The organism is Actinomadura kijaniata (assembly GCF_014138665.1).
In the GTDB taxonomy this organism is placed as follows: domain Bacteria; phylum Actinomycetota; class Actinomycetes; order Streptosporangiales; family Streptosporangiaceae; genus Spirillospora; species Spirillospora kijaniata.
The window spans coordinates 176999-197553 of the sequence record NZ_JACJIA010000011.1 but is presented as its reverse complement, the minus strand read 5'-3'; the positions used below and the strand labels follow the sequence as shown (position 1 = coordinate 197553).

At 72.8% G+C, this 20555-nt stretch carries 20 protein-coding genes; 7 read left to right on the top strand and 13 right to left on the bottom strand.

Going from position 1 to position 20555, the window contains the following annotated elements; translation table 11 throughout:
- Window positions 1-190 precede the first annotated feature (190 nt).
- Entirely contained in the window at window positions 191-517 is a 327-nt protein-coding gene (locus tag HNR61_RS34350) for an ArsR/SmtB family transcription factor (protein WP_182847298.1), read from the bottom strand.
- A gap of 144 nt (window positions 518-661) precedes the next feature.
- Between HNR61_RS34350 and HNR61_RS34345 the strand changes: the two genes are divergently transcribed.
- Both HNR61_RS34345 and HNR61_RS34340 read left to right on the top strand, forming a co-directional pair.
- Window positions 662-892, top strand: coding sequence for an alpha/beta fold hydrolase (locus tag HNR61_RS34345; RefSeq protein WP_182847297.1), 231 nt, complete (start codon window positions 662-664; stop codon window positions 890-892).
- Between the two features lie 71 nt (window positions 893-963).
- Window positions 964-1440 carry a nitroreductase family deazaflavin-dependent oxidoreductase gene (locus HNR61_RS34340; protein ID WP_182847296.1) on the top strand — a complete coding sequence of 159 codons (477 nt, stop codon included), beginning with the start codon at window positions 964-966 and terminating at the stop codon, window positions 1438-1440.
- A gap of 25 nt (window positions 1441-1465) precedes the next feature.
- On the opposite strand, the gene HNR61_RS34335 is transcribed toward HNR61_RS34340, so the two are convergent.
- The 4 genes from HNR61_RS34335 to HNR61_RS34320 form a co-directional block, all read right to left on the bottom strand.
- A complete protein-coding gene (locus tag HNR61_RS34335) occupies window positions 1466-1900 on the bottom strand; it encodes a nuclear transport factor 2 family protein (protein ID WP_182847295.1) in 435 nt (144 codons plus the stop codon).
- A 60-nt stretch (window positions 1901-1960) separates the two neighbouring features.
- Window positions 1961-2440, bottom strand: a complete 480-nt coding sequence (locus HNR61_RS34330) for a DUF3237 domain-containing protein (protein ID WP_182847294.1) — start codon at window positions 2438-2440, stop codon at window positions 1961-1963.
- A 138-nt stretch (window positions 2441-2578) separates the two neighbouring features.
- Window positions 2579-3235 carry a maleylpyruvate isomerase N-terminal domain-containing protein gene (locus tag HNR61_RS34325; RefSeq protein ID WP_182847293.1) on the bottom strand — a complete coding sequence of 219 codons (657 nt, stop codon included), beginning with the start codon at window positions 3233-3235 and terminating at the stop codon, window positions 2579-2581.
- Between the two features lie 244 nt (window positions 3236-3479).
- Window positions 3480-4919, bottom strand: a complete 1440-nt coding sequence (locus tag HNR61_RS34320) for a non-reducing end alpha-L-arabinofuranosidase family hydrolase (RefSeq protein ID WP_220510133.1) — start codon at window positions 4917-4919, stop codon at window positions 3480-3482.
- Between the two features lie 455 nt (window positions 4920-5374).
- On the opposite strand from HNR61_RS34320, the gene HNR61_RS34315 reads away from it, so the two are divergent.
- Window positions 5375-6697 carry an endo-1,4-beta-xylanase gene (locus tag HNR61_RS34315; RefSeq protein WP_312898241.1) on the top strand — a complete coding sequence of 441 codons (1323 nt, stop codon included), beginning with the start codon at window positions 5375-5377 and terminating at the stop codon, window positions 6695-6697.
- 478 nt (window positions 6698-7175) lie between these two features.
- Here HNR61_RS34315 and HNR61_RS34310 read toward each other — a convergent pair whose 3' ends face one another.
- Genes HNR61_RS34310 through HNR61_RS34300 form a run of 3 tightly spaced genes read right to left on the bottom strand, consistent with a single transcriptional unit; the run spans window position 7176 to window position 10466 of the window.
- Window positions 7176-8057 (bottom strand): carbohydrate ABC transporter permease, encoded by an 882-nt coding sequence (locus HNR61_RS34310; protein ID WP_182847290.1) that lies wholly within the window; start codon window positions 8055-8057, stop codon window positions 7176-7178.
- Window positions 8054-9109 (bottom strand): carbohydrate ABC transporter permease, encoded by a 1056-nt coding sequence (locus HNR61_RS34305; RefSeq protein ID WP_182847289.1) that lies wholly within the window; start codon window positions 9107-9109, stop codon window positions 8054-8056. The genes HNR61_RS34310 and HNR61_RS34305 overlap by 4 nt, the downstream gene beginning before the upstream one ends.
- 58 nt (window positions 9110-9167) lie before the next feature.
- Window positions 9168-10466 carry an extracellular solute-binding protein gene (locus HNR61_RS34300; protein WP_182847288.1) on the bottom strand — a complete coding sequence of 433 codons (1299 nt, stop codon included), beginning with the start codon at window positions 10464-10466 and terminating at the stop codon, window positions 9168-9170.
- Window positions 10467-10718: 252 nt separating this feature from the next.
- On the opposite strand from HNR61_RS34300, the gene HNR61_RS34295 reads away from it, so the two are divergent.
- The gene (locus tag HNR61_RS34295) at window positions 10719-11783 is read left to right on the top strand and encodes a LacI family DNA-binding transcriptional regulator (RefSeq protein WP_067812087.1); all 1065 of its coding nucleotides are present in this window, start codon (window positions 10719-10721) and stop codon (window positions 11781-11783) included.
- Between the two features lie 6 nt (window positions 11784-11789).
- Window positions 11790-14123, top strand: coding sequence for a beta-xylosidase/alpha-l-arabinosidase (locus HNR61_RS34290; protein ID WP_182847287.1), 2334 nt, complete (start codon window positions 11790-11792; stop codon window positions 14121-14123).
- 53 nt (window positions 14124-14176) lie between these two features.
- Here HNR61_RS34290 and HNR61_RS34285 read toward each other — a convergent pair whose 3' ends face one another.
- Window positions 14177-14728, bottom strand: a complete 552-nt coding sequence (locus tag HNR61_RS34285; protein ID WP_376770289.1) for an MFS transporter — start codon at window positions 14726-14728, stop codon at window positions 14177-14179.
- A 215-nt stretch (window positions 14729-14943) separates the two neighbouring features.
- Between HNR61_RS34285 and HNR61_RS34280 the strand changes: the two genes are divergently transcribed.
- The gene (locus HNR61_RS34280) at window positions 14944-15378 is read left to right on the top strand and encodes a CBS domain-containing protein (RefSeq protein WP_182847285.1); all 435 of its coding nucleotides are present in this window, start codon (window positions 14944-14946) and stop codon (window positions 15376-15378) included.
- Window positions 15379-15382: 4 nt separating this feature from the next.
- Here the strand turns inward: HNR61_RS34280 and yczR are convergent, their stop codons facing one another.
- On the bottom strand, window positions 15383-16900 hold the full coding sequence (gene yczR, locus HNR61_RS34275) for a MocR-like transcription factor YczR (RefSeq protein WP_182847284.1): 1518 nt from the start codon (window positions 16898-16900) through the stop codon (window positions 15383-15385).
- Window positions 16901-17022: 122 nt separating this feature from the next.
- On the opposite strand from yczR, the gene yczE reads away from it, so the two are divergent.
- Window positions 17023-17655 carry a membrane protein YczE gene (gene yczE, locus HNR61_RS34270; RefSeq protein WP_182847283.1) on the top strand — a complete coding sequence of 211 codons (633 nt, stop codon included), beginning with the start codon at window positions 17023-17025 and terminating at the stop codon, window positions 17653-17655.
- A gap of 111 nt (window positions 17656-17766) precedes the next feature.
- On the opposite strand, the gene HNR61_RS34265 is transcribed toward yczE, so the two are convergent.
- The 3 genes from HNR61_RS34265 to HNR61_RS34255 all read right to left on the bottom strand — a co-directional run bounded on the left by HNR61_RS34265 (window position 17767) and on the right by HNR61_RS34255 (window position 20489).
- Complete coding sequence (locus HNR61_RS34265; RefSeq protein WP_182847282.1) at window positions 17767-18657, bottom strand: hypothetical protein; 891 nt, start codon at window positions 18655-18657, stop codon at window positions 17767-17769.
- The gene (locus HNR61_RS34260; RefSeq protein WP_312898240.1) at window positions 18654-19553 is read right to left on the bottom strand and encodes a S66 peptidase family protein; all 900 of its coding nucleotides are present in this window, start codon (window positions 19551-19553) and stop codon (window positions 18654-18656) included. Before HNR61_RS34260 ends, HNR61_RS34265 begins: the two co-directional genes overlap by 4 nt.
- A 174-nt stretch (window positions 19554-19727) precedes the next feature.
- On the bottom strand, window positions 19728-20489 hold the full coding sequence (locus tag HNR61_RS34255; protein ID WP_067812072.1) for an SIR2 family NAD-dependent protein deacylase: 762 nt from the start codon (window positions 20487-20489) through the stop codon (window positions 19728-19730).
- Window positions 20490-20555 lie beyond the last annotated feature (66 nt).

Sequence of the window (20555 nt, the reverse complement as noted above, 5' to 3'; positions counted from 1 at the left end):
GCCGCGCCGGTCATGTTCGTGATGCTGTCGAAGACGCAGCTCGGCGACTACCCCACGGGGGCCTGGATGGCCGCCGAGTGCGCCGCCGCACCGGGCGCTGCCCGCACACAGCCTCTCCCCCGGCGAGGCCACCGCCCTGGCCCTGCTCTCCTGCCCGCTCACGCTCGGGGCGGCCTGGCTGGGGGGTGGCTCAGGAGGCGGTCTCGTCGACGCCGATCCCGGTGAGGACGGCGTCCAGCAGGCCCGGGTAGCGGGCGTCCAGGTCGTCGCGGCGCAGGGACACCAGGGTCTCCCGGCCCGAGGGCACCTGCCAGATCACGCCGTTCTCCCGCAGGACGCGCCAGTGGTGGGTCATCGTCGACTTGGCGGTGATCCCCAGCTCGGCGAGAACGCTGTTGCAGGTGCGCTCGGCGCCTCCGGTCAGCGCGCGGACCACGCCGAGGCGCACCGGGTTGCCCAGGGCCGACAGCACGCCGTCGAGACGGATCTGCTCGGGGTCGGGGTGGAGACGCCTCATGGTCCCACCGTACCAAGACCGTCGGATGGTCCTCCGGCCCCGGCTTGCCGACGGATCCCAGGGTACGGAAATATCCGTACCTACGTACTGCGGTAACGTCCATCCGGAAGTGCGCATGTCGTTCACGGTTTCCGCCTGCACCACGTGGCGGGCGGCCACGGGGACCCGCTGCTCCTGCTCGGCGGACGGCCGCGGACCTGGTGGCGGTTCCACAAGATCGTGCCCGCGCTCGCTAAGCGCTTCCAGGGCGTCGCGGTGGACCTGCGGGGCAGGGTCGGCGACGTCCACGCGCTGGAGCCGAAGGCGGCCGACCTCCGCGTCATCGAGGAGCGGCCCGAGCAGGTCACCCGGCCTCTGACCGGGTTCTTCTCCTGACCCCGCGAGTCGCCGCCCATCGGTCAGGATTCGAGAAGCGGGCCGCGCCGCCACCGCCTAGCGTCGGCGGCATGACCATGGAACAGAAGCAGGCGGGCGGCCGCCGGAGGCGCGAGCCCGGCACTCCCGGACCGGTGTCCCGCTGGATGCAGCGCACGATGAACGCCCGCGTCAACCGCAAGATCCGCCGCGGCCGCGACCGCCTCATGGGCATGGACGTGCTGATCCTGCACACGGTGGGCCGCCACAGCGGGCAGCCCCGGCAGTCCCCGCTGGCCTGGTTCGCCGACGGTCCCGACGCCTGGATGATCATCGCCTCCGGCGGCGGCGCCCACCACCCCGGCTGGTACCACAACCTGATGGCCCACCCCGACCGCGCGGCCATCGAGCTGCCCGGCCGCCCCGCCGTCCCGGTGACGCCCCGGCGCCTCGACGGCCCCGACCGCGACCGGGCCTGGGAGCGCGTCGTCGCCGCCCAGCCCCGCTACGCCAAGTACCAGGACAAGTCCGACCGCGAATACCCGGTCATCCGGCTCACCCCGCGGTGACCGGCCCCGACGGGCGCCGGGCGGTTCACTCCTGGACGAGGGGGCGGTCCTCGGTCCAGTCCACGTGGATGTGCCGGGAGGCGAACAGCCAGGCGTCGCCGTCGCGGGCGAAGGTGTCGAGGTAGCGGGCGACCATGACGAAGACGCGCGGCCCCCGCGGGGTCTCGTAGACGTGGCGCGCGTCGCAGTAGGTCTCGGCGGTCGGCGGGTCGCGGGTCAGGTCGGGCAGGTGGTTGCCGACCAGGTGGTGGGTCACCGCGAAGCGGTCGAGGGCGGTGGTCGCCTCGGCGATCTCGGCGCGGCCCCGGTAGACGCGCGGCGGGGCGTCGCGTTCGTGGACGACCAGCTCGCCGTCCTCGGTGAACAGGCCCGCGACGACCTCGGGCCGCCGCCGGTCGAGCCCGGAGGCGTACCGGTGGACCAGGTCCCGCAGGGCGCTCCGGACCTTGCCATCGCTCATGCGGCGACCGTACCGGCGGAGCGGGCGCGAGACCAGCCGGACGCCGGTTCGCCGCGAACGTCAGGCGACGGCGTACATGCGGATGGCGACGACGTCGGCTTCCACCTCGCGCGCCAGGCCGACGAAGACGGTTTCGGCGAGCCACCGATGCGCCGGGGCGTCGGTGCGGAAGGTGGGCGAGGTGCGGTAGTACACCCCCGCCTCGGTCACCCGGAGGTCGCCGTCGTGCTGGTCGGGGCTGTCGGCGCCCTCGTGGTAGTAGCCCCGGTTGACGATGTCGATGACCGCGCCGTCCTCCGCCTGGAGGAGGTAGCGGGCGTCGAGCTCGCAGACGCGGCCACGGGTGCTGGACCAGTCGCCACCGCCGGGGAGGACGGTCCCGCGCAGCAGCGGGCCGTCGACCGTGCCGCCGGTGATGGGGGTGAACTCGGTCCTCTCGCCCTCGCCGTGCCCGACGTGCAGGGTCGGGGCCAGGCGGGCGCGGATCTCGAAGGCGAAGGTCAGGGCGGGAGCGAACGCGGGCTCACGGGTGTCGGGCATGACCGCAGGCTAGCGGGAAACCAGCGGATGTGTAACAGCGTTGTACATCAACGTTGCATAACGGGTTCCCGCGCACCTGCCCTCCGGCCGGACGCCACCGCCGGGGCGGAAGGCCGGTGGCGTCCGGGCGGCCGAGGATCAGCCGAGGATGAGGGGGAGCCTGGCGGGGAAGTCGCTCAGCGCGGCCTTCTCCGCGACGTCCGGTGCGCGGCGTCCGGTGCCGACCAGCAGCGCGTCGGTGTCGGAGAACGAGGCGGGGAACGGGCTTCCGGCGATCTTCTCCAGCGCGGCGCGCGCCGCGGCGAGGGTCTCGGCGGGCGGATCGGCGGCCGACGGCAGGTGCGCGATCAGGTCGAGGTGGTGCAGCGTCCATTCGAGCACGTACGCCGACAGGTAGTCGCCGACGGTCAGCACCATGTCCTGGGTGCTGACGCGGGCGGCGGGGTCGGCGAGCCCGGCGGCGCGGCCCGCGGCGGAGCCGACGTCGTCGAGGTGGAACTTCAGCCACCGCGGCTCGCCGTAGGCGGCGGCCAGCCGGGGGATCAGCGCGTCGAGCGGGTCGTCGCCGGTCGGGGGTTCGTCAAGGAGGCTCCAGTAGCCGGCCGCGTCCACGGTCGGTTCGGTGTCGGCGGGGGTGACCAGGGTGATCAGGACGTCCTGGGCGTCGATGACCAGGTGGCACGCCAGGTCGCGCACGAGCCAGCCGGTGCAGCCGGAGGGCCGTTCGAAGTACTCGTCCGGGAGTTCGGCGACCGCCGTGCGCAGCGCCGCCCATGAACGCGAGAAGAGATCCACTGCGGCACGGTAGTCCCGGCCCGGAGCGCCGGACAAGCGATTAACGAACGGCACCACGCCAACGAAAACGCCGGGCTGTTCCCATCCTGATCGTGCCGGCCACAGGGCGGCGGTGCCGACCGAGGGCCCGAGGCCCGTCGACGGAGCCGAGGGTCGCCCTGTCCGCGGCGACCTGGGCGGGCTCGGCCTTCCGCCGAGCCCGCCCCGCCGGGGTCCGCGCCGGAGCCGGACCCGTGTCACGCCGTCAGCGCTGCAACGTCAGCAGACCCGGCCGGTAGGGCAGGAGGCCGTAGTCGCCGCCGGAGTTGGGGCTGCGCCCCTGGTAGAGGAACTGCAGGTTGCAGGGATCGACGGTGAAGGTCTGGTCGGCGCTGGTACGGATCAGTTCGCCATGGCTGATGTCGTTGGTCCAGGTGGCGCCGCTGTTGGCCTTCCCGGCGAAGGGGTTGGCCTCGGTCGCGGCCTGCGGGGTCCACGAACCGTTCAGGCTGGTCGCCGTGAACGAGCGGAAGTAACGGCCCTGCGAGCCGATCGCCTCGACGAGCATGAGGTACCGGTTCTGGCCCTGGAGCTTGTAGACCTGAACGGCTTCGAACAGGTTGTTCGTCGTATCGCTCATGATCACTGTCGAGGTCGTTCCGAAACTTCCCGGGAAGTTCCCTATCGGCATGCTGGCCCGGTATATCTTGCCATTGTCACCGGCGAAGAAAAGGTACATGTTCGTGCCGTCACCGATGAGCGTCTGGTCGATGGGCCCCGTTCCGGAGCCGGTGATGCTTCCGGAGAAGAGCACCTGCTCTGATGACCATCCATTGGGGTTGGTGGGGTCGCTCGACGTCCGGTAGGAGAAGGCGCTTCTCCCCCACTGGTAGGCGAGCACCCAGATATTCTTCGGCGCGAAGTAGAAGAGCGTGGGAGCGACGGCGGAATTCGTCATCGTGTTCTGACCGGCCGAGGACATCTCCGACCAGTTGGTGAACAGGCCGAAGTTCATCGAACCCCACCTCGTCCCCGTGTCGTGCGTCGTCGCGTAGACGAGATGCCTGCCGCCGTACGGGGCGACGGTGAAGTCCTTGAGCGAGACCCACCCCGGCCTGGGCTGCGCCAGCGGGCCCGTCGACGTCCAGCGGTATGTCGACGGAAGGTCGCACGTCGGGGCGGAGCCGCCGACCTGGACGAGCTGCCACTGCTGGTTGGCGCCGCCCCAGTCGTCGTACTGGACGATGTTCGCGTTGTCGGCGGTGGAGGCGCCCTGCACTTCGAGGGCCTTGCCGCTGTGGCGCGAGACGAGCCTCACGTGGCCGCCCGGGCTGTCGGCCAGCCTCCACTGCTGGTTGGCGCCGTTCAGGTCGGCCCACTGGACGATCGGGCCGCCGTTGGCGGTGGAGAAGTTGTGGACGTCCAGCACCTTGCCCGAGTGGCGGGACTTGAGGCGGTAGTAACCGCCGCCGGCGTCGACGAACCGCCACTGCTGCTGGTTCTGGTCGTTCCTGGTCCACTGGGTGACGCGGGCGCCGTCGTTGGTCGCCAGGTTGTAGACGTCCAGGGCCTTGCCGCTGTTGCGGTTGACCAGGACGTACCACTTGTCCACATCCACTGTCGCAGCCTCGGCGTTCTGTGCGTTCGTCACGGTCAAGGACGCCGACAGCAGGAGCGATGCCAGGATCGCACCGATCCTCAACATGAAGTACTTCCTTCCGTTCGACCTGAATGTTAGCGCTAACATTTTGTGTCGGACGAGACCTTCTCTCCATCGGTGACCGGGAGGTGGTGGTGGCCGGAGTAAATACGAGGCGGAGTGGCACCGTCAAGGGTCCCGGACCTTCGAAAAGTTTTCGAGCACAAACCGGCTGATAGACCGCGTGCGCCACTCGGCGAGTGGATACACGCGCTGGAATATTTCACGACTATTGACAGGATCTGTAGGCGCTCACACACTGAGTCCGCGACGCCCTGGTGGTGTGTGCGTTCCCCATACCGGAACGCGGCGTCTGTTGCGCGGGATATGGCCCGCGCCTCCACTCCTCGTTCATTCATGGAGGAACAGACGTGCCTACGAACGCCATGCCCAGATTCGAAATCCGCAGGCGGGCCCTCGCCACATGCGCCCTCGGAGTGCTCAGCGCGGCCGTCGCTCTGGTGACACCGGCTCCGGCCGCCGCCGCGGCGAGCACGCTGGGCGCCGGGGCGGCGCAGAACGGCCGTTACTTCGGCACCGCCATCGCCTCGGGCAGGCTCAACGACCCGGTGTACACCACGATCGCGAACCGCGAGTTCAACTCGGTGACCGCCGAGAACGAAATGAAGATCGACGCCACCGAGCCCCAGCGGGACCGGTTCGACTTCACCGCCGCCGACCGCGTCTACAACTGGGCGGTCCAGAACGGCAAGCAGGTACGCGGCCACACCCTGGCCTGGCACTCCCAGCAACCCGACTGGATGCGCAGCCTCAGCGGCGGCGCGCTGCGCCAGGCGATGATCAACCACATCAACGGCGTCATGGCCCACTACAGGGGCAAGATCGTCCAGTGGGACGTCGTGAACGAGGCCTTCGCCGACGGCGGCTCGGGGGCCCGCCGCGACTCCAACCTCCAGCGCACCGGCAACGACTGGATCGAGGTCGCCTTCCGCACCGCGCGCGCCGCCGACCCGGCCGCCAAGCTCTGCTACAACGACTACAACGTCGAGAACTGGACCTGGGCCAAGACCCAGGCCATGTACGCCATGGTCCGCGACTTCAAGCAGCGCGGCGTGCCCATCGACTGCGTCGGCTTCCAGGCCCACTTCAACAGCGGCAGCCCCTACGACAGCAACTTCCGCACCACCCTGCGGAACTTCGCCGCCCTCGGCGTCGACGTGGCCATCACCGAACTGGACATCCAGGGCGCCCCGCCCGCGACCTACGCCAACGTGACCAACGACTGCCTGGCCGTCCCGCGCTGCCTCGGCATCACCGTCTGGGGCGTGCGCGACACCGACTCCTGGCGCCCGGAGCACACACCGCTGCTGTTCGACGGCAACGGCAACAAGAAGGCCGCCTACACCTCGGTCCTCAACGCCCTCAACGCCACCTCGCCGCCCACCCCCGGTTCGAGAACGATCAGGGGCGTCGGTTCGGGCCGTTGCCTGGACGTGCCCGGCGCCGCCACCACCGACGGCACCCAGCTCCAGCTGTGGGACTGCCACAACGGCACCAACCAGCAGTGGACCTCCACCTCCGCGGGTGAGCTCAGGGTCTACGGCGACAAGTGCCTGGACGCCGCCGGTACCGCCAACGGCGCCAAGGTTCAGATCTACAACTGCTGGGGCGGCGACAACCAGAAATGGCGCCTCAACTCCGACGGATCCATCGTCGGCGTCCAGTCCGGCCTCTGCCTGGACGCCGCCGGCGCCGCCAACGGCGCCCTGATCCAGCTCTACTCCTGCTGGAACAGCGGCAACCAACGCTGGACCCGCGCCTGACCCGCCGCGAACCGGGCGACGGCTCGGTACCGGACAGCGGTGAGCCGGTCAGGGTCGAGGCGGGCAGCTCGGTGGTGAACCGTCAACCACCGAGCTGCCCGCCTCGCTGCTCCAGCGAAGCTGACGCTGTGCGGAGAACCATCGCTCGTGTGGTTGACCTCCCGCGTTGCGGACCCAGTCGGCTCTGTTAACCGCGTGGGGAACTCCAGCCGGAAAGCCGCCGCGGCAGCCATCCGGCCGGGGTGCGCTCCACCTCCAGCGCCCTGCGAAGCCGCACCGCCCCGTCGGGGGAGGCTCGACGCGGGTCTCGCCGGCACCGGTTCCGTCAGGTCCTGCTGGATCAGGTGCCGTGGTGAGCGGTTCTGGGCCGCAGGTCCTCCCCGAGCCGGCCGCGGTAGTGGCGGGGCCTCGTGTCGGATGCGGTCCTTCAGCGTTTCCCGCGGCTCCACGTGCGTCCCGTCACCCGGCCCCGGACGCGTCAGCCCTTGGTCGCGCCGGCGGTGAGGCCGCTGATGAGCTGGCGTTCGGCCACCGCGTAGAAGGCCAGGGCGGGCACCATCGCCAGCACGATGTAGGCGAGGACGAGCGCGTAGTCGGTGGCGTACTGGCCCTGGAACTGCTGGACGCCGACCGGGATCGTCTGCCAGCGGGGCTGGCTGAGCACCAGCAGCGGGAGGAAGAAGTTGTTCCAGCTCGTGACGGTGGCCAGCACCGCCACGGTGCCGAGCGCCGGGCGCGCCATGGGCAGCAGGATCCGCCAGAAGAACCCGAACCGGCCGCAGCCGTCCATGGTGGCGGCCTCCTCCAGCTCGGCGGGGATCGTCCGGAAGAACCCGCGCAGGATGATGATCGTCATGGGCAGGCCGAACGCCGCCTGCGGCAGCACCACGCCCAGCGGGTTGTCCAGCAGGCCGAACGCTCTCAGCAGCACGAACAGGGGAAGCACCGCCACCGCGAACGGGAACATCAGCCCCATCGCGAACAGGGTGAAGAACATCTCCCGGCCGCGGAAGGCGTAGCGGGCGAACGCGAACGCCGCCATCGCCGACACCCCCACGGTCAGCACCGTGGTGGCGATCGCGATCCCGGCGCTGTTGGCGATCTGCCGCCAGAACACGTCCGAGGTCAGGATGCCGGTGTAGTTGGACCCCCGCCAGGGCGAGGGCAGCCCGAACGGGTTGCGCGACAGGTCGCCGGTGCTCTTGAAGCCCGACAGCACCGCGTAGCCGAGCGGCACGACGATGAACGCGCCGATCACCCAGACGGTCAGGTGCCGGGCGAGGCTCCCCGCCCACCGGCGCGGTCGGCGGGAGGGCGCGGAGGGCTCCCGGGCGGGGGTGCTCTGGGCGGCGGTGCTCATCGGGGCGCTCCCGGGGCGGTGACGGCACCGCGCAGGTCGCGGTGCAGGACGTAGCGCTGGTAGAGCAGCGAGAACACCAGGCTGATGGCGAACATGGCCACGCTGATGGCGCTGGCGTAGCCCATCTGGTAGCGCTTGAACCCGTACTGGAACATGGTGATCGACATCGTCTCGGTGGAGTGCGACGGCCCGCCGGCGGTGATCACCCAGACCAGGTCGAAGAGCTGGATGGAGCCGATGACCGACAGGAACACGCTGATCCGCAGCGTCGGCCCCAGCAGCGGCAGGACGATGTGGCGGAACCGCCGCCAGGGCCCGGCGCCGTCGATCGAGGCCGCCTCCAGCACCTCGCCGGGGATGCTCTGCAGCCCGGCCAGGTAGAGCATCATGTGGAAGCCGAAGTACTTCCAGGTCATCACCAGGAACAGGGTCGGCATGGCGGTGGAGGGGTCGGAGAACCAGCGGCCCGCCAGCCCGCCCAGCAGCGGCAGGTCTCCCACCAGGTGGTCGGCGAGCCCGCCGCCCGGCAGGAAGATCATGCCGAACAGCACCCCGGTGACGACCTCCGACAGCACGTACGGCGCGAAGAAGACCATCCGGTAGACGGCGCGGCCCCGCATGCGGCCGTTGAGCAGCATGGCGGTGCCGACGGCCAGCGGCAGTTGCAGCACCAGCGACAGCAGGACCAGCACCAGCCCGCGCCACAGGTCGCCGCGGAAGATCGGGTCGCCGGCCATCCGGGTGAAGTTGTCCAGGCCGACGAACTCGCTCGGCGGCCCGAACCCGCCCCACCGGAAGAAGGCGGCGTACCCCGCGATCGCGATCGGCAGCAGCACGAACAGGGCGAACAGCACCAGGGCCGGGATCAGGAACCAGGCGCTGGACAGCCATCGGCGCAGCCGTCGCGGCCGCGCGGCGCTCCGGGCGGGCACGGTCGCCCCGGACGCGCCCGGGGCGGGCGCGGCCGGGGCCGCCGCGTCCCCGGGTGGGGCTCCGGGGGTCGAGGTGGCCGGCGCGGAGGCGCCCGGTGACGCGGGCGGTCCCGAGGTCATCGTCCTTCCTCCCGTTCCCGGCCCGGCCGGTGCCGTCGGCTCGTTCCGCTCACGGCCGTCACTGGGTCCTGGCGGCCTGCGTGATCGCCCGGGTGACCTGTTCGGGCGTGGCACGGTCGGCGATCAGCTCGGCGACGCTGTCGTTGACCTGCTGGCCGACCGCGGGCGCGAACGCCTGGTCGAGGAAGAGCTGGAAGCCGGTCGCCCCGGTCATCGCCTGGGCCACCTGCTTGCGGTTGGGGTCGGTGATGGCGCTCTCGGCGCCCTTGACCACCGGCATGAACGCGCCGGAGGAGACGAACATGCGCTCGTTCTCGGCGTTGAGGAAGAACCTCAGGAAGTCCATGGCCTCCTTGGGGGCGCCCTTGCGCAGGGCGTGGCCGTTGCCGCCGCCGAACACCTCGGTGAGCGTCCCCTTCCCGCCCTCGACGGTGGGGAAGGGGAAGAAGCCGAGGTCGGCGCCGAGGTCGCCGCCGGCGTCCTCCTGCACGGAGGGCGCCCACTGGCCCATGAGCTCCATGGCGGCGCGGCCGGTGCCCATCAGGGCGGCCTGCCCGCCCGGCGTCGGGTAGCCGGCGCCCTGGTAGCCCTGCTGGAACGGCTGCAGGTCGGCCAGCTCCTTCAGCCGCCGCCCGGCGTCGACGAAGACCGGGGCGGAGAAGTCCCTGGACGTCTCGGCCTGCTTGAACACCGCGCCGCCGCCGATCCTCATCGCCAGGTAGGACCAGTAGTAGTGGCCGGGCCACTTCTCCTTGCCGGCCAGCGCGATGGGGGTGACGCCCGCGGCCTTGAGCCTGCGGACGGCGTCCAGGAACGCCGACCAGGTGGCGGGGGGCTGCTTGACGCCCGCCTTGGCGAAGAGCTTCTTGTTGTACCAGAACCCGACCATGCCCATGTCGTACGGAACCCCGTAGAGCTTGCCGTCGAGCCGGTAGGCGTCCATCGACAGCGGGTTCAGGGTGGCCGACAGGTCGGCGGCCCGCCGGGTGAGGTCCTCGACCAGGCCGGCCTCGACCTGCTGTTTCAGCACGCCGCCGCCCCAGGAGACGAAGATGTCCGGCAGCTTCCCGGAGGCGGTCTGCGCCGTCATCTTCGCCTTGTAGGCCTCGTTCTCCAGGGCGGTCATCCTGACGGTGACGTTGGGGTTGGCCGCCTGGAAGGCCTGGACGACCTTGGGGTACTGGGTCTTCTGCGGCTCGGTGGTGGCGATGTTCCAGAACTCCAGGGTGACCTTCCCGCCCGCCCCGGAGCCGCCGTCGTTCCCGCAGGCACCGAGCAGTGGTCCGGCCGCGGCCACGAGCGCGCCCGCGGAGGCGGCGGAGAGGAAGGAGCGGCGTGAGGGTGACGCGATGCCCATGGGGGGCCTCCTGGGCTCGGGTTGTCGGGGCCGAGGGCAGAAAACGATCTTCCGAAACATTTCGAAAGGCTTCGAAGGTGTTACTGCCGTGGAACTCTAAAGAGAACCCCTAATGTGGTCAATACCTCATTCCGGTTTCCGTCCCCGAACGTGAAACCCCCTTCCCCGCCGGGCCTGCGAGGGTGTCGGTGGAGGCTAGGCGAGTTCGAAAGATTGCGATACTGTTCGCAATCGTTCTCGGGAGGAGAGACCGTGTCCGCACGCGCATCCGATGACGTCTCCGACCGGCCGGGGCGGCCGACGCTGGCCCTGATCGCGGCCGAGGCCGGGGTCTCTCCCGCGACCGTCTCCAAGGTCCTCAACGGCCGCACCGACGTGGCCGCCGAGACCCGCCGGCGTGTCGAGGAGCTGCTGCGCACCCACAACTACCCCGGGCCGGGCGGCACGCGCCGCGCCCGCCGGTCCGGCCTGATCGACCTGGTCATCAAGGGGCTGGACAGCCCCTGGGCGATCGAGATCATGCGGGGCGTGGAGGCCGAGTGCGCCGAGAAGGGCATCGGCATGGTCGTCTCCCAGGTCGGCGACCACGACGCCCGCCCGCCGAGCTGGCAGAACGTGGCCGTCCAGCACCACAGCGACGGCGTCATCCTGGTGACCTCGCGGATGACGCGGCACCAGCGCGAGCAGCTCGAACGCGCCGGGGTCGGCCTGGTGCTGGTCGACCCGGTGAACCTTCCCGACGGCGACATCGCCAGCGTCGGCGCCACCAACTGGGCCGGCGGGCTGGCGGCCACCGAGCACCTGGTCGGGCTGGGCCACCGCCGGATCGCGGTGATCGGCGGGCCCGCCGACATGCTGTGCACCCAGGCCCGCGTGGACGGTTACCGCAGCGCGCTGGAGCGTGCCGGGATCGCGGTCGACCGGGACCTGGTGCGCTACGGCGACTTCCGGCACGAGGGCGGCTTCGAGCGGACCCGCGAGCTGCTGGCGCTGCCGGACCCGCCGACCGCCGTCTTCGCCGGCAGCGACCAGCAGGCGATGGGCGCCTACCAGGCCGCCCGGCTGGCGGGACTGCGGGTGCCCGAGGACCTCAGCGTCGTCGGCTTCGACGACCTGCCCGCCTGCGAGTGGATGTCGCCGCCGCTGACCACCGTGCGCCAGCCCCTGGAGGAGATGGGCCGGATCGCGGCCCGCACCCTGCTCCAGCTCCTGGACGGGCGCCGGCCGCTGACCCCGCGCGTGGAGCTCGCCACCGAGCTGCGCGTCCGCGGCTCCACCGCCCCGCCCCACTCCTCGGACGCCCCCGAAAGAAGGTAGGGACCGATGACCGAAGCCCTCTCCGCCGGCGCGGTCGGCGGACCCTGGCGCGACCCGGCGCTGCCGGTCGCCGACCGGGTCGCCGCCCTGGTGGCCCGGATGACCCCGGAGGAGAAGGCGGGGCAGCTCGCCGGGTACTGGGCGATGCCCGCCGCCCCCGGCGCGCCGGTGGCTCCCATGGAGGACGACTCCGGCGAGCCCGCCGCCACCCTGGACGAGGTCGTCCGCTCCGGGCTCGGGCAGCTCACCCGGGTGTTCGGCACCGCCCCGGTGACGCCCGCCGAGGGCGCCGCCCGCCTGCGCGACCTGCAGCGGCGGGTGGCGGCCGGGAACCGGTTCGGCATCGGCGCGATCGTCCACGAGGAGTGCCTCACCGGGCTCATGACCTGGGGCGCCACCCTCTACCCCGCCCCGCCGGCGTGGGGGGCCAGCTTCGATCCCGAGCTGGTGGAGCAGGTGGCCGCCGCGATCGGGGCGGACATGCGGCGGCTGGGCGTCCACCAGGGGCTGGCGCCGGTGCTGGACGTGGTGCGCGACGCGCGCTGGGGCCGCACCGAGGAGTGCGTCGGCGAGGACCCCCACCTGGTCGGGACCGTCGGCGCCGCCTATGTGCGCGGCCTGGAACGCTCCGGCGTGGTCGCCACGCTCAAGCACTTCGTCGGCTACTCGGCCTCCCGCGCCGCGCGCAACATGGCCCCGGCGCCGATGGGGCCGCGCGAGTTCGCCGACGTCATGGTGGAGCCGTTCGTCATGGCGCTGCGCGAGGGCGGCGCCCGTGCGGTCATGCACTCCTACACCGACACCGACGGCATGCCCGCCGCGGCGGACGAGCGCCTGCTGACCGGGCTGCTGCGCGGCGAGCTCGGCTTCACCGGCGTCGTCGTCTCCGACTACTTCGGCATCTCCTTCCTGGAGAGCCGCCACCGCGTGGCCGGGTCGCGCGGCGAGGCCGCGGCGCTGGCCCTGCGCGCCGGCATCGACATGGAGCTGCCCACCGTCCGCTGCTACGGCGAGCCGCTGGTGGAGCGGGTGCGCGGCGGCGCCGTCCCCGAGGAGCTGCTGGACCGCGCCGTCACCCGGGTGCTCACGTTGAAGGCCGAGCTGGGACTGCTCGACGGCGCCGCCGCCGGGGACGGGCCCGGGGACGGGCCGCCGGTCGACCTGGACCCTCCCGCCAACCGGGACCTGGCCCGGCGGCTGGCCGAGGAGTCGGTGGTGCTGCTGGCCAACGGCGGTGTCCTGCCCTGGACCGGGCGGGGCGCGATCGCGCTGGTCGGGCCGCTGGCCGACGACCCGGCGGGCATGCTCGGCTGCTACAGCTTCCCCAACCACGTCGGCGGCCACCACCCCGGACTCCCGCTCGGGGTGGCGATCCCGTCGCTGGCCGAGGCGGTGCGCGCCGAGTTCGGCGACGCCGCGGTGCGGGTGGTGGCGGCCGAGGACGTGCGGGTGCCCGCGGACGCCGACATCGCCGCCGCGGCCTCCGCCGCCGCGGAGGCCGACCTGTGCGTGCTGGCGCTCGGCGACCGCGCCGGGCTGTTCGGCCGCGGCACCTCCGGGGAAGGCTGCGACGCCGCGACGTTCGCGCTGCCGGGGCGCCAGGGCGAGCTGGCCGAGGCGGTGCTGGCCACCGGCACGCCCACGGTCGTGGTGCTGCTCAGCGGGCGCCCCTACGCGCTGGGGGCCCTGGCCGGCCGGGCCGCCGCGGTCGTCCAGGCGTTCTTCCCCGGCGAGGAGGGAGCCGGGGCGGTCGCGGGCGTCCTGTCGGGCCGCCTGGACCCCTCGGGGCGGCTGCCGCTGAGCGTGCCGCGCGACCCGACCTCCCCGCCGGTGCCGTACCTGCGGTCGCGGATGGACGCCGCCCACGACTGGAGCACCGTCGACCCGGCGCCGCTGTACCCGTTCGGCCACGGCCTGACCTGGACCCGCTTCGACTACTCCGACCTGCGGACCGACGAGCGGGCCCCCACCGACGGGACGGTGACGGTGAGCGCCGTCGTGCGCAACGCCGGCGACCGCGCCGGGACCGAGGTCGTCCAGCTCTACCTGGCCGACCCGGTCGCCTCGGTCGTGCGGCCCGAACGCTGGCTGGCGGGCTGGGCGCGGGTGCGGCTGGAGCCCGGACGGGCGGCGCGCGTGACCTTCGCCGTGCACGCCGACCGCACCTCCTTCACCGGCCCGGACCTGCGGCGCGTCGTCGAACCGGGGGTGGTGGAGATCGCCGTGGGCCGCTCCAGCCAGGACCTGCCCCTGCGCGGATCGGTCACCCTGGAGGGCCCGGTCCGCGTCCTCGGCCCCGACCGCGTCCTGACCGTCCCGGCCACCGTCACGCCCGTGTGACGACCGGCCGTCCCCCGGCCGCCACCCGCCGACGGCCCGAGCCGCACCGCGGGTCAGGTGGGTTCGGCGGACAGGGGGCGGGCGATGTCCTCCAGGGAACGCCGGGCCGCCGCCACCCCGATCAGCAGTTCCACGATCCCGGCGGCGATCATCAGTGCGGCGCCCAGGAAGTAGCCGCCCGCCACCGCCGCCGGATCACCGGTCTCCACCAGGCGGCCGAACGGCACCGGGCCCACCACGCCGCCGAGGCCGGTGCCCACGGCGTAGAACGCCGCGATCGCCAGCGCGCGGGTCTCCATCGGGAAGATCTCGCTGACGGTCAGGTAGGCGGCGCCGGCCCCGGCCGAGGCCAGGAAGAACACCGCGCACCAGCAGGCGGTCAGCGTCCAGGCGGTCAGCACCTCGGCGCGGAACAGGAACCCGGCGCCCACCAGCAGCACGCCCGAGCCGATGTACGAGGTCGCGATCATGGTGCGGCGGCCCACCACGTCGAGAGCCCGCCCTCCTCTCCCGTCAGCCGGGGGCCGATCACGCCGACGACCGTGACCTCCAGGCCGTCGAGGATCCAGACCGCGCCGAGACCCAGCAGGATCGTCCAGTGTCATCGGGACCACGGGAGCCGGTCCAGCCGGGCCGGCACATCGGTCTCGACGGTCCGCGGTGATGCGCTCGTCATGCGCCACTTCATCCCGATCTGCGGCTTTTATTCCCTCAGGGCATGATGGAGGGCGGCAAGGCGTCGCCTCCGCGGGCTTCCGCCGGAACGCGGAACGTGCGACGGTGTCGGCAACGGCCCCTGCGACCACTCGGAAGTGAGCCCATGCGCATTCGAGACATCCTGCGGAGGAAGGGAACGGCGGTGGCCACGGTGCGACCCGAGGCCACCGTCCGGGAGCTGCTGGCCACCCTGGCCGAGCACAACATCGGGGCGGTCGTGGTGTCGCCCGACGGCGGAACGATCACCGGGATCGTCTCGGAGCGCGACGTGGTGCGCCACCTCCACGAGTACGGCGCGGGCCTGCTGGACCGCCCGGTCGAGCAGATCATGACGGCCGAGGTGCACACCTGCCAGCCGGACGCGCGCGTCGACGACCTGCGGCAGACCATGACCGAACGCCGCATCCGGCACCTGCCGGTCGTGGAGAACGACCGGCTGGTCGGGATCGTCAGCATCGGCGACGTGGTCAAGAGCACCATCGACGCCCTGGAGAGCGAACGCGAGCACCTGGTCGACTACATCCAGCGCGCCCCCTGACCGGTCACACGTAGGCGGGCAGTGGCCGCGCGACCGGGGAGGACTCGACCTCCCGGTGCGCGGCCGCCAGGCGTTCGACGGCCTCGCGCAGCGTGTCGGGCGGCAGCACGAACGGCAGCCGCACGTAGTCCTCCAGGACGCCGTCGGCACCGAACACCGGGCCGGGCACCACGCGCACGCCGTGCCGTTCGGCGGCCTCGGCCAGCAGCGTGGCCACGGGCGCGTCCAGCCGCGCCCACAGCGACATCCCGCCGTCGGGCACGGTGTACTCCCACTCGGGCAGGTGCTCGCGCAGCGCCGCCACCAGCGCGTCGCGGCTGCGGCGCAGGGCGGTCGCGCGCTCGGCGCGGACCTCCCCGACCCGTTGCAGCAGCTCGCCGACGATCAGCTGGTCGAGGACGGGGCTGGCCATGTCCATCGGCTCGCGCGCCATGGCCAGGCGGCGGGCCAGCGGCGCGGTGGCGCGGATCCAGCCGATCCGCAGCCCGCCCCACAGCAGCTTGGACGCCGACCCGACGCTGACGACCCGGCCGCCGGAGTCGAACGCCGCCAGCGGCGCGGGGCGCGGCGCGTCGGGGTCCAGTGACAGCTCGGCGAAGGTCTCGTCGGCCACCACGAACGCGTCGGCGCGGCGCGCGGCGTCCACCAGGGCGGCCCGGTCGTCCTCGCCCATCAGCAGGCCGGTCGGGTTCTGGAAGTCGGGGATCAGGTAGGCCAGCCGGACCGCGGCCTGCCGCATCGTCTGGGCGACCAGCTCGGCGTCCCAGCCCTCGTTGACCCCGGCCGGGACCAGCCGCGCCCCGCGCCGCCGCAGCGCGCCCAGGGCGTGCGGGTAGGTGGGGCGCTCCACCAGGGCGGGGTCGCCGGTCTCCAGCAGCACCTGGGTGAGCAGCGTGAACGCGTGCTGCGCGCCGGTGGTGACGACGATCTGGTCGGGACGGGTCGGCACGCCCCGGTCGGTGTAGCCGGCGGCGACGATCTCGCGCAGCTCGACCAGCCCGGCGGGCTCGTAGCCGGGGCCGGCGCTGTAGCGCGGCAGGCTCTCCACGGCCGCCGCGACCGCCTCCTGGAAGATCGCGGGCGCGCCGGGGGTGGCGCAGCCCAGGTCGATGAAGGCCGCGTCGGCGGGCGCGTGCGCCATCCCGTACTGCCCGGCGATCATCCCGGTGCGGGCGCTGGGCGGCCGCCCGCCCGGCCCGGCGGTCCGGCCGCGCGGCGACCGCGCCGGGGGCAGGGCCGTCATCCGCATCGGCGGCAGCCGGGTCCAGCTCCCCGCGCCCTGGCGGCTCTCGACGTAGCCCTCGGCGCGCAGCGCGTCGTAGGCGGAGGTGACGGTGGTGCGGCTGACGCCGAGCGCGGCGGCCAGGTCGCGTTCGGCGGGCAGCCGGGTGCGGACCGCCAGCCGCCCGTCCAGGACCAGGGCCCGCACGGCGCGGGCCAGCGCCGCGTAGAAGGGCCGTTCCGGCGGGACGTCGCCCAGCATCCGGGCCAGCTGCGGTCCGCTCACGTAACGCGCGCTCATGCAGACCACTTTTTCATATTGGCCCTTAAAAGAACAGGCCACTCTCCACCAGAATGATCGTGGCGACACGGCGTCCCCTCGACGGGACGCAGGTCGTCACCGCTTTGAGGGGAGTTCGAGAAATGGCCTTGATGACACGCCGCCTGGTGCAACTGTACGCGGGATTGGCCCTCTACGGACTGGGCATCGCGCTCCAGGTGGCCTCCACGCTGGGCAACGACCCGTGGGACGTGTTCCACCAGGGCCTGTCCCGGCGGTTCGGGCTGTCGATCGGGGCGTGGATCATCATCGCCGGGGCGCTGGTGATGCTGCTGTGGATCCCGCTGCGGCAGCGGCCCGGGCTCGGCACGGTCAGCAACGTGATCTTCGTCGGGCTGTTCGCCGACCTGTTCCTGTGGCTGCTGCCCGAACCGGGGGACCCGGCGATGCGCTGGACCTACCTGATCACCGCGATCGTGGTCGGCGGGTTCGCCACCGGCTGCTACATCGGCGCCGGGTTCGGCGCGGGGCCGCGCGACGGGCTGATGACCGGCCTGGCCGCGCGCGGCCACTCGATCCGGGTGGTCCGCACCGGCATCGAGGTGACCGTGCTGGCCGTCGGGTGGCTGCTGGGCGGCACCGTCGGGATCGGCACCCTGCTGTACGCGGTGGCGATCGGCCCGCTGGCCCACGTGTTCATCCCCATGCTGGCCGTGAAGACCCCGGTGAAGGAGGAGGCGCCGGTCGAGGCACCGCCGCAGCCCGCCGCCGCCTGACCCCGGCACCGGCCGGACGGCCCGCAGCCCCACCGGCTGCGGGCCGTTCCGCGTCCGGGGCGCCCGGGCAGTGCTCGGCCGGCGTTCGGCCGGTGCTCGGTCAGTGCTCGGTCAGTGCTCGGCGGCCAGGGCCGTCAGCACCGCCACGAAGTCGCTGGGAAGGACCAGGCGGCCGTCCTCGTACCGCAGGTGCAGCGCGGTGAGGTCTCCCCCGCGCCACCAGTACACGTGCGGGCTGAGCGACCCGGGACCGTCCTCGTGGGCGCGCAGGGCGTAGGCGTGGAGCTCCTCGGCGGCGGCGACCGCGGCCCGGTAACGGGTGCGCGGGTCGGCCCCGCCGGGGCGCAGCACGTGCGCGACGATCTGGCCGTGGGTGGGGGCGACCACCAGCGCGCCGTGCGGCCCGATCGGCAGGTACTCCTCCAGCCACGCCAGGTGGGTGGCGGTGTAGGAGGTCGTGCCGTGCAGCACCGACACCCGCACGCCACCCAGCGAGTGCTCGTCGTGCGTCAGCGGGCCGTCGGCGCGCACGTTGGCGCGGCCGAGCATGAACAGCGCGTCGCCCGAGACCGGCCAGCCGTGCATCTCCTCGGTGGTGACGGTCCGCACGGTGGTGGGGGTGTCCACGACCACCACCTCGACCAGGCCGGGCACGAACGGCCGGGACGCCAGCCCGCCGTTGTCGGCCTCGACGGGGTAGGCGCGGGTGCGCAGCAGGTGCTGGCCGAGGTCGAAGTCGCTGAGGTCGAGGGGCTCCTCGATCGCGGTGACGATGGTGGTGACGTGGTCCGACACCAGCGCGGGCCAGTCGTCGCGCGGCACCCGGCGGGCCAGCTGGCGCAGGTTGCGCACGCTGACGTGCAGGCGGGCGGCGCCCTCCAGCAGCACCGCGTCGGCCGACACCCGGCGGCAGGTGTAACCGAGGTTCTCGGCGACAAGGACCAGCAGCGAGTCGAGCGCGCCGTCCATGGTGGGGTCGTGGCGGACGTTCCGGCCGTTCATCGAGCGCCTCCCGGGAGGGGGACCAGGGTCAGAGCGTCGGCGTCGATCCGCACCGGAGCGCCGAGTTCCAGGGTGTGCTGGCGTGGGCCGTGCCCGGCCGGGACCCCGGCCAGCAGCGGCACGCCGAGCGGGCCGAGCCGCGCGGTGAACACCGCCGCCAGCTCGGCGGGGTCGCCGCATCCGTCCCACGAGCCCAGCGCGATCCCGGCCACACCGTCGAACCAGCCCGACTGCAGGAGCTGCACCAGCATCCGGTCGATCCGGTAGGGGGCCTCGGTGACGTCCTCCAGGAACACCACGCGCCCGGCGGCGGGGGGCGGGGCGTACGGGGTCCCCAGCAGGGCCGTCAGCATCGACAGCGTACCGCCGGTGAGCGGCCCCTCGGCACGGCCGGGGCGCAGCGCGGCGCTGCCGGTGACCGGCACGGGCGGGCCGCCGAACAGCGCGGCGCGGAACGACGCCGTGCTCGCGGCGTCCGGGTCGTCCGCCCCGAGCAGCCCGGCGACCATCGGGCCGAACGAGGTGGTGACCCCCAGCCGGTTCCCGAACGCCACGTGCAGCGCGGTCACGTCGCTGGAGCCGTGCAGCGGCTTGGGCCCGGCGGCGGCCAGCACGTCCCAGTCCAGCAGGTCCAGCAGCCGGGTCGCGCCGTAGCCGCCCCGGGCGCACACCACCGCGCGCACCCCGGGGTCGCACCAGGCGTCGGTCAGGTCGGCGGCCCGGTTGGCGTCGGTCCCGGCCAGGCCCTGCCAGCCGGCGCGGCGCGGCGCGCTGTCGTCGAGGTTCACGCTGTCCGGTACGTGCTTGGCGACGGTCACGTTCAGGCCCGTCGCGCGCAGCGCGGCGCACCCGGCGGCGAGCCGGCCGGGCTCGACGGGCCCGCTCGGCGCGACCACCGCGACCCGGTCACCGGGCCGCAGCCGGGGGTATGGACGTGGTGCTCCGCCCGGCCCGGCATGATCATCGCCGGCCGCCGGGTGAGCGCCCCCGCTCTGCAACCCGATCCCTCCTCGCATTACACCGTGTAGAGCTTGACAGGTGATCCCGACTGACGGAAGACCTCGGACCGATCAAGGTTCAGTTTTCAATGACAGCGCCACCAGCCGCGGAAGCGTCACACCTATCGGTTCTCGCAGCACGGCGTCGGCGACCGCGTCGTAGGGGGTGGGCTGGGCGTTGACTATCACCAGTCGGGCGCCGTGCTCGACGGCCTCCAGGCACAGTCCGGCGGCGGGCTGCACGGTCAGCGAGGTCCCCACCGCCAGGAACAGGTCGCAGGAGCGGGCGGCGTCGACCGCCGCGTCCAGCACGTCCTGCCGCAGCGGCTGCCCGAACGAGATCGTCGCCGACTTCTGGATGCCGCCGCACTCGGGGCACGGCGGGTCCTCCTCCCCCGCGTCGACCCGGGCCAGCACCTCCGGCATCGGCGTGCGCAGCCCGCAGACCAGGCACTCGGCCTCGCGCATGGTGCCGTGGATCTCCAGCACGTTCACCGAGCCGGCGCGCTGGTGCAGGCCGTCGATGTTCTGGGTGACCAGGGCGCGCAGGCGCCCGGAGCGTTCCAGGTCCACCAGGGCGGCGTGGGCGGCGTTGGGCTCGGCGTTCCAGGCGGGGTGGTCGCGGCGGGACCGCCAGGCGCGGCGGCGGACCTCCGGGTCGGAGATGTAGGCGCCGATCGTCGACAGGCGCTCGGCCGTGGGGTCCTTCGTCCAGACGCCCTGCGGGCCGCGGAAGTCCGGGATGCCGCTGTCGGTGCTGATCCCGGCGCCGGACAGCACGGTGATCGCCTCGGCTTGGCGCAACCACCGGCGCAGCGTCTGGGGAACGTCCATGGACCAAGGCTAGGCCCGGAACGCTCTATTCTGTTCCTCGTACACGGACGGGCCCCGGCACACGGG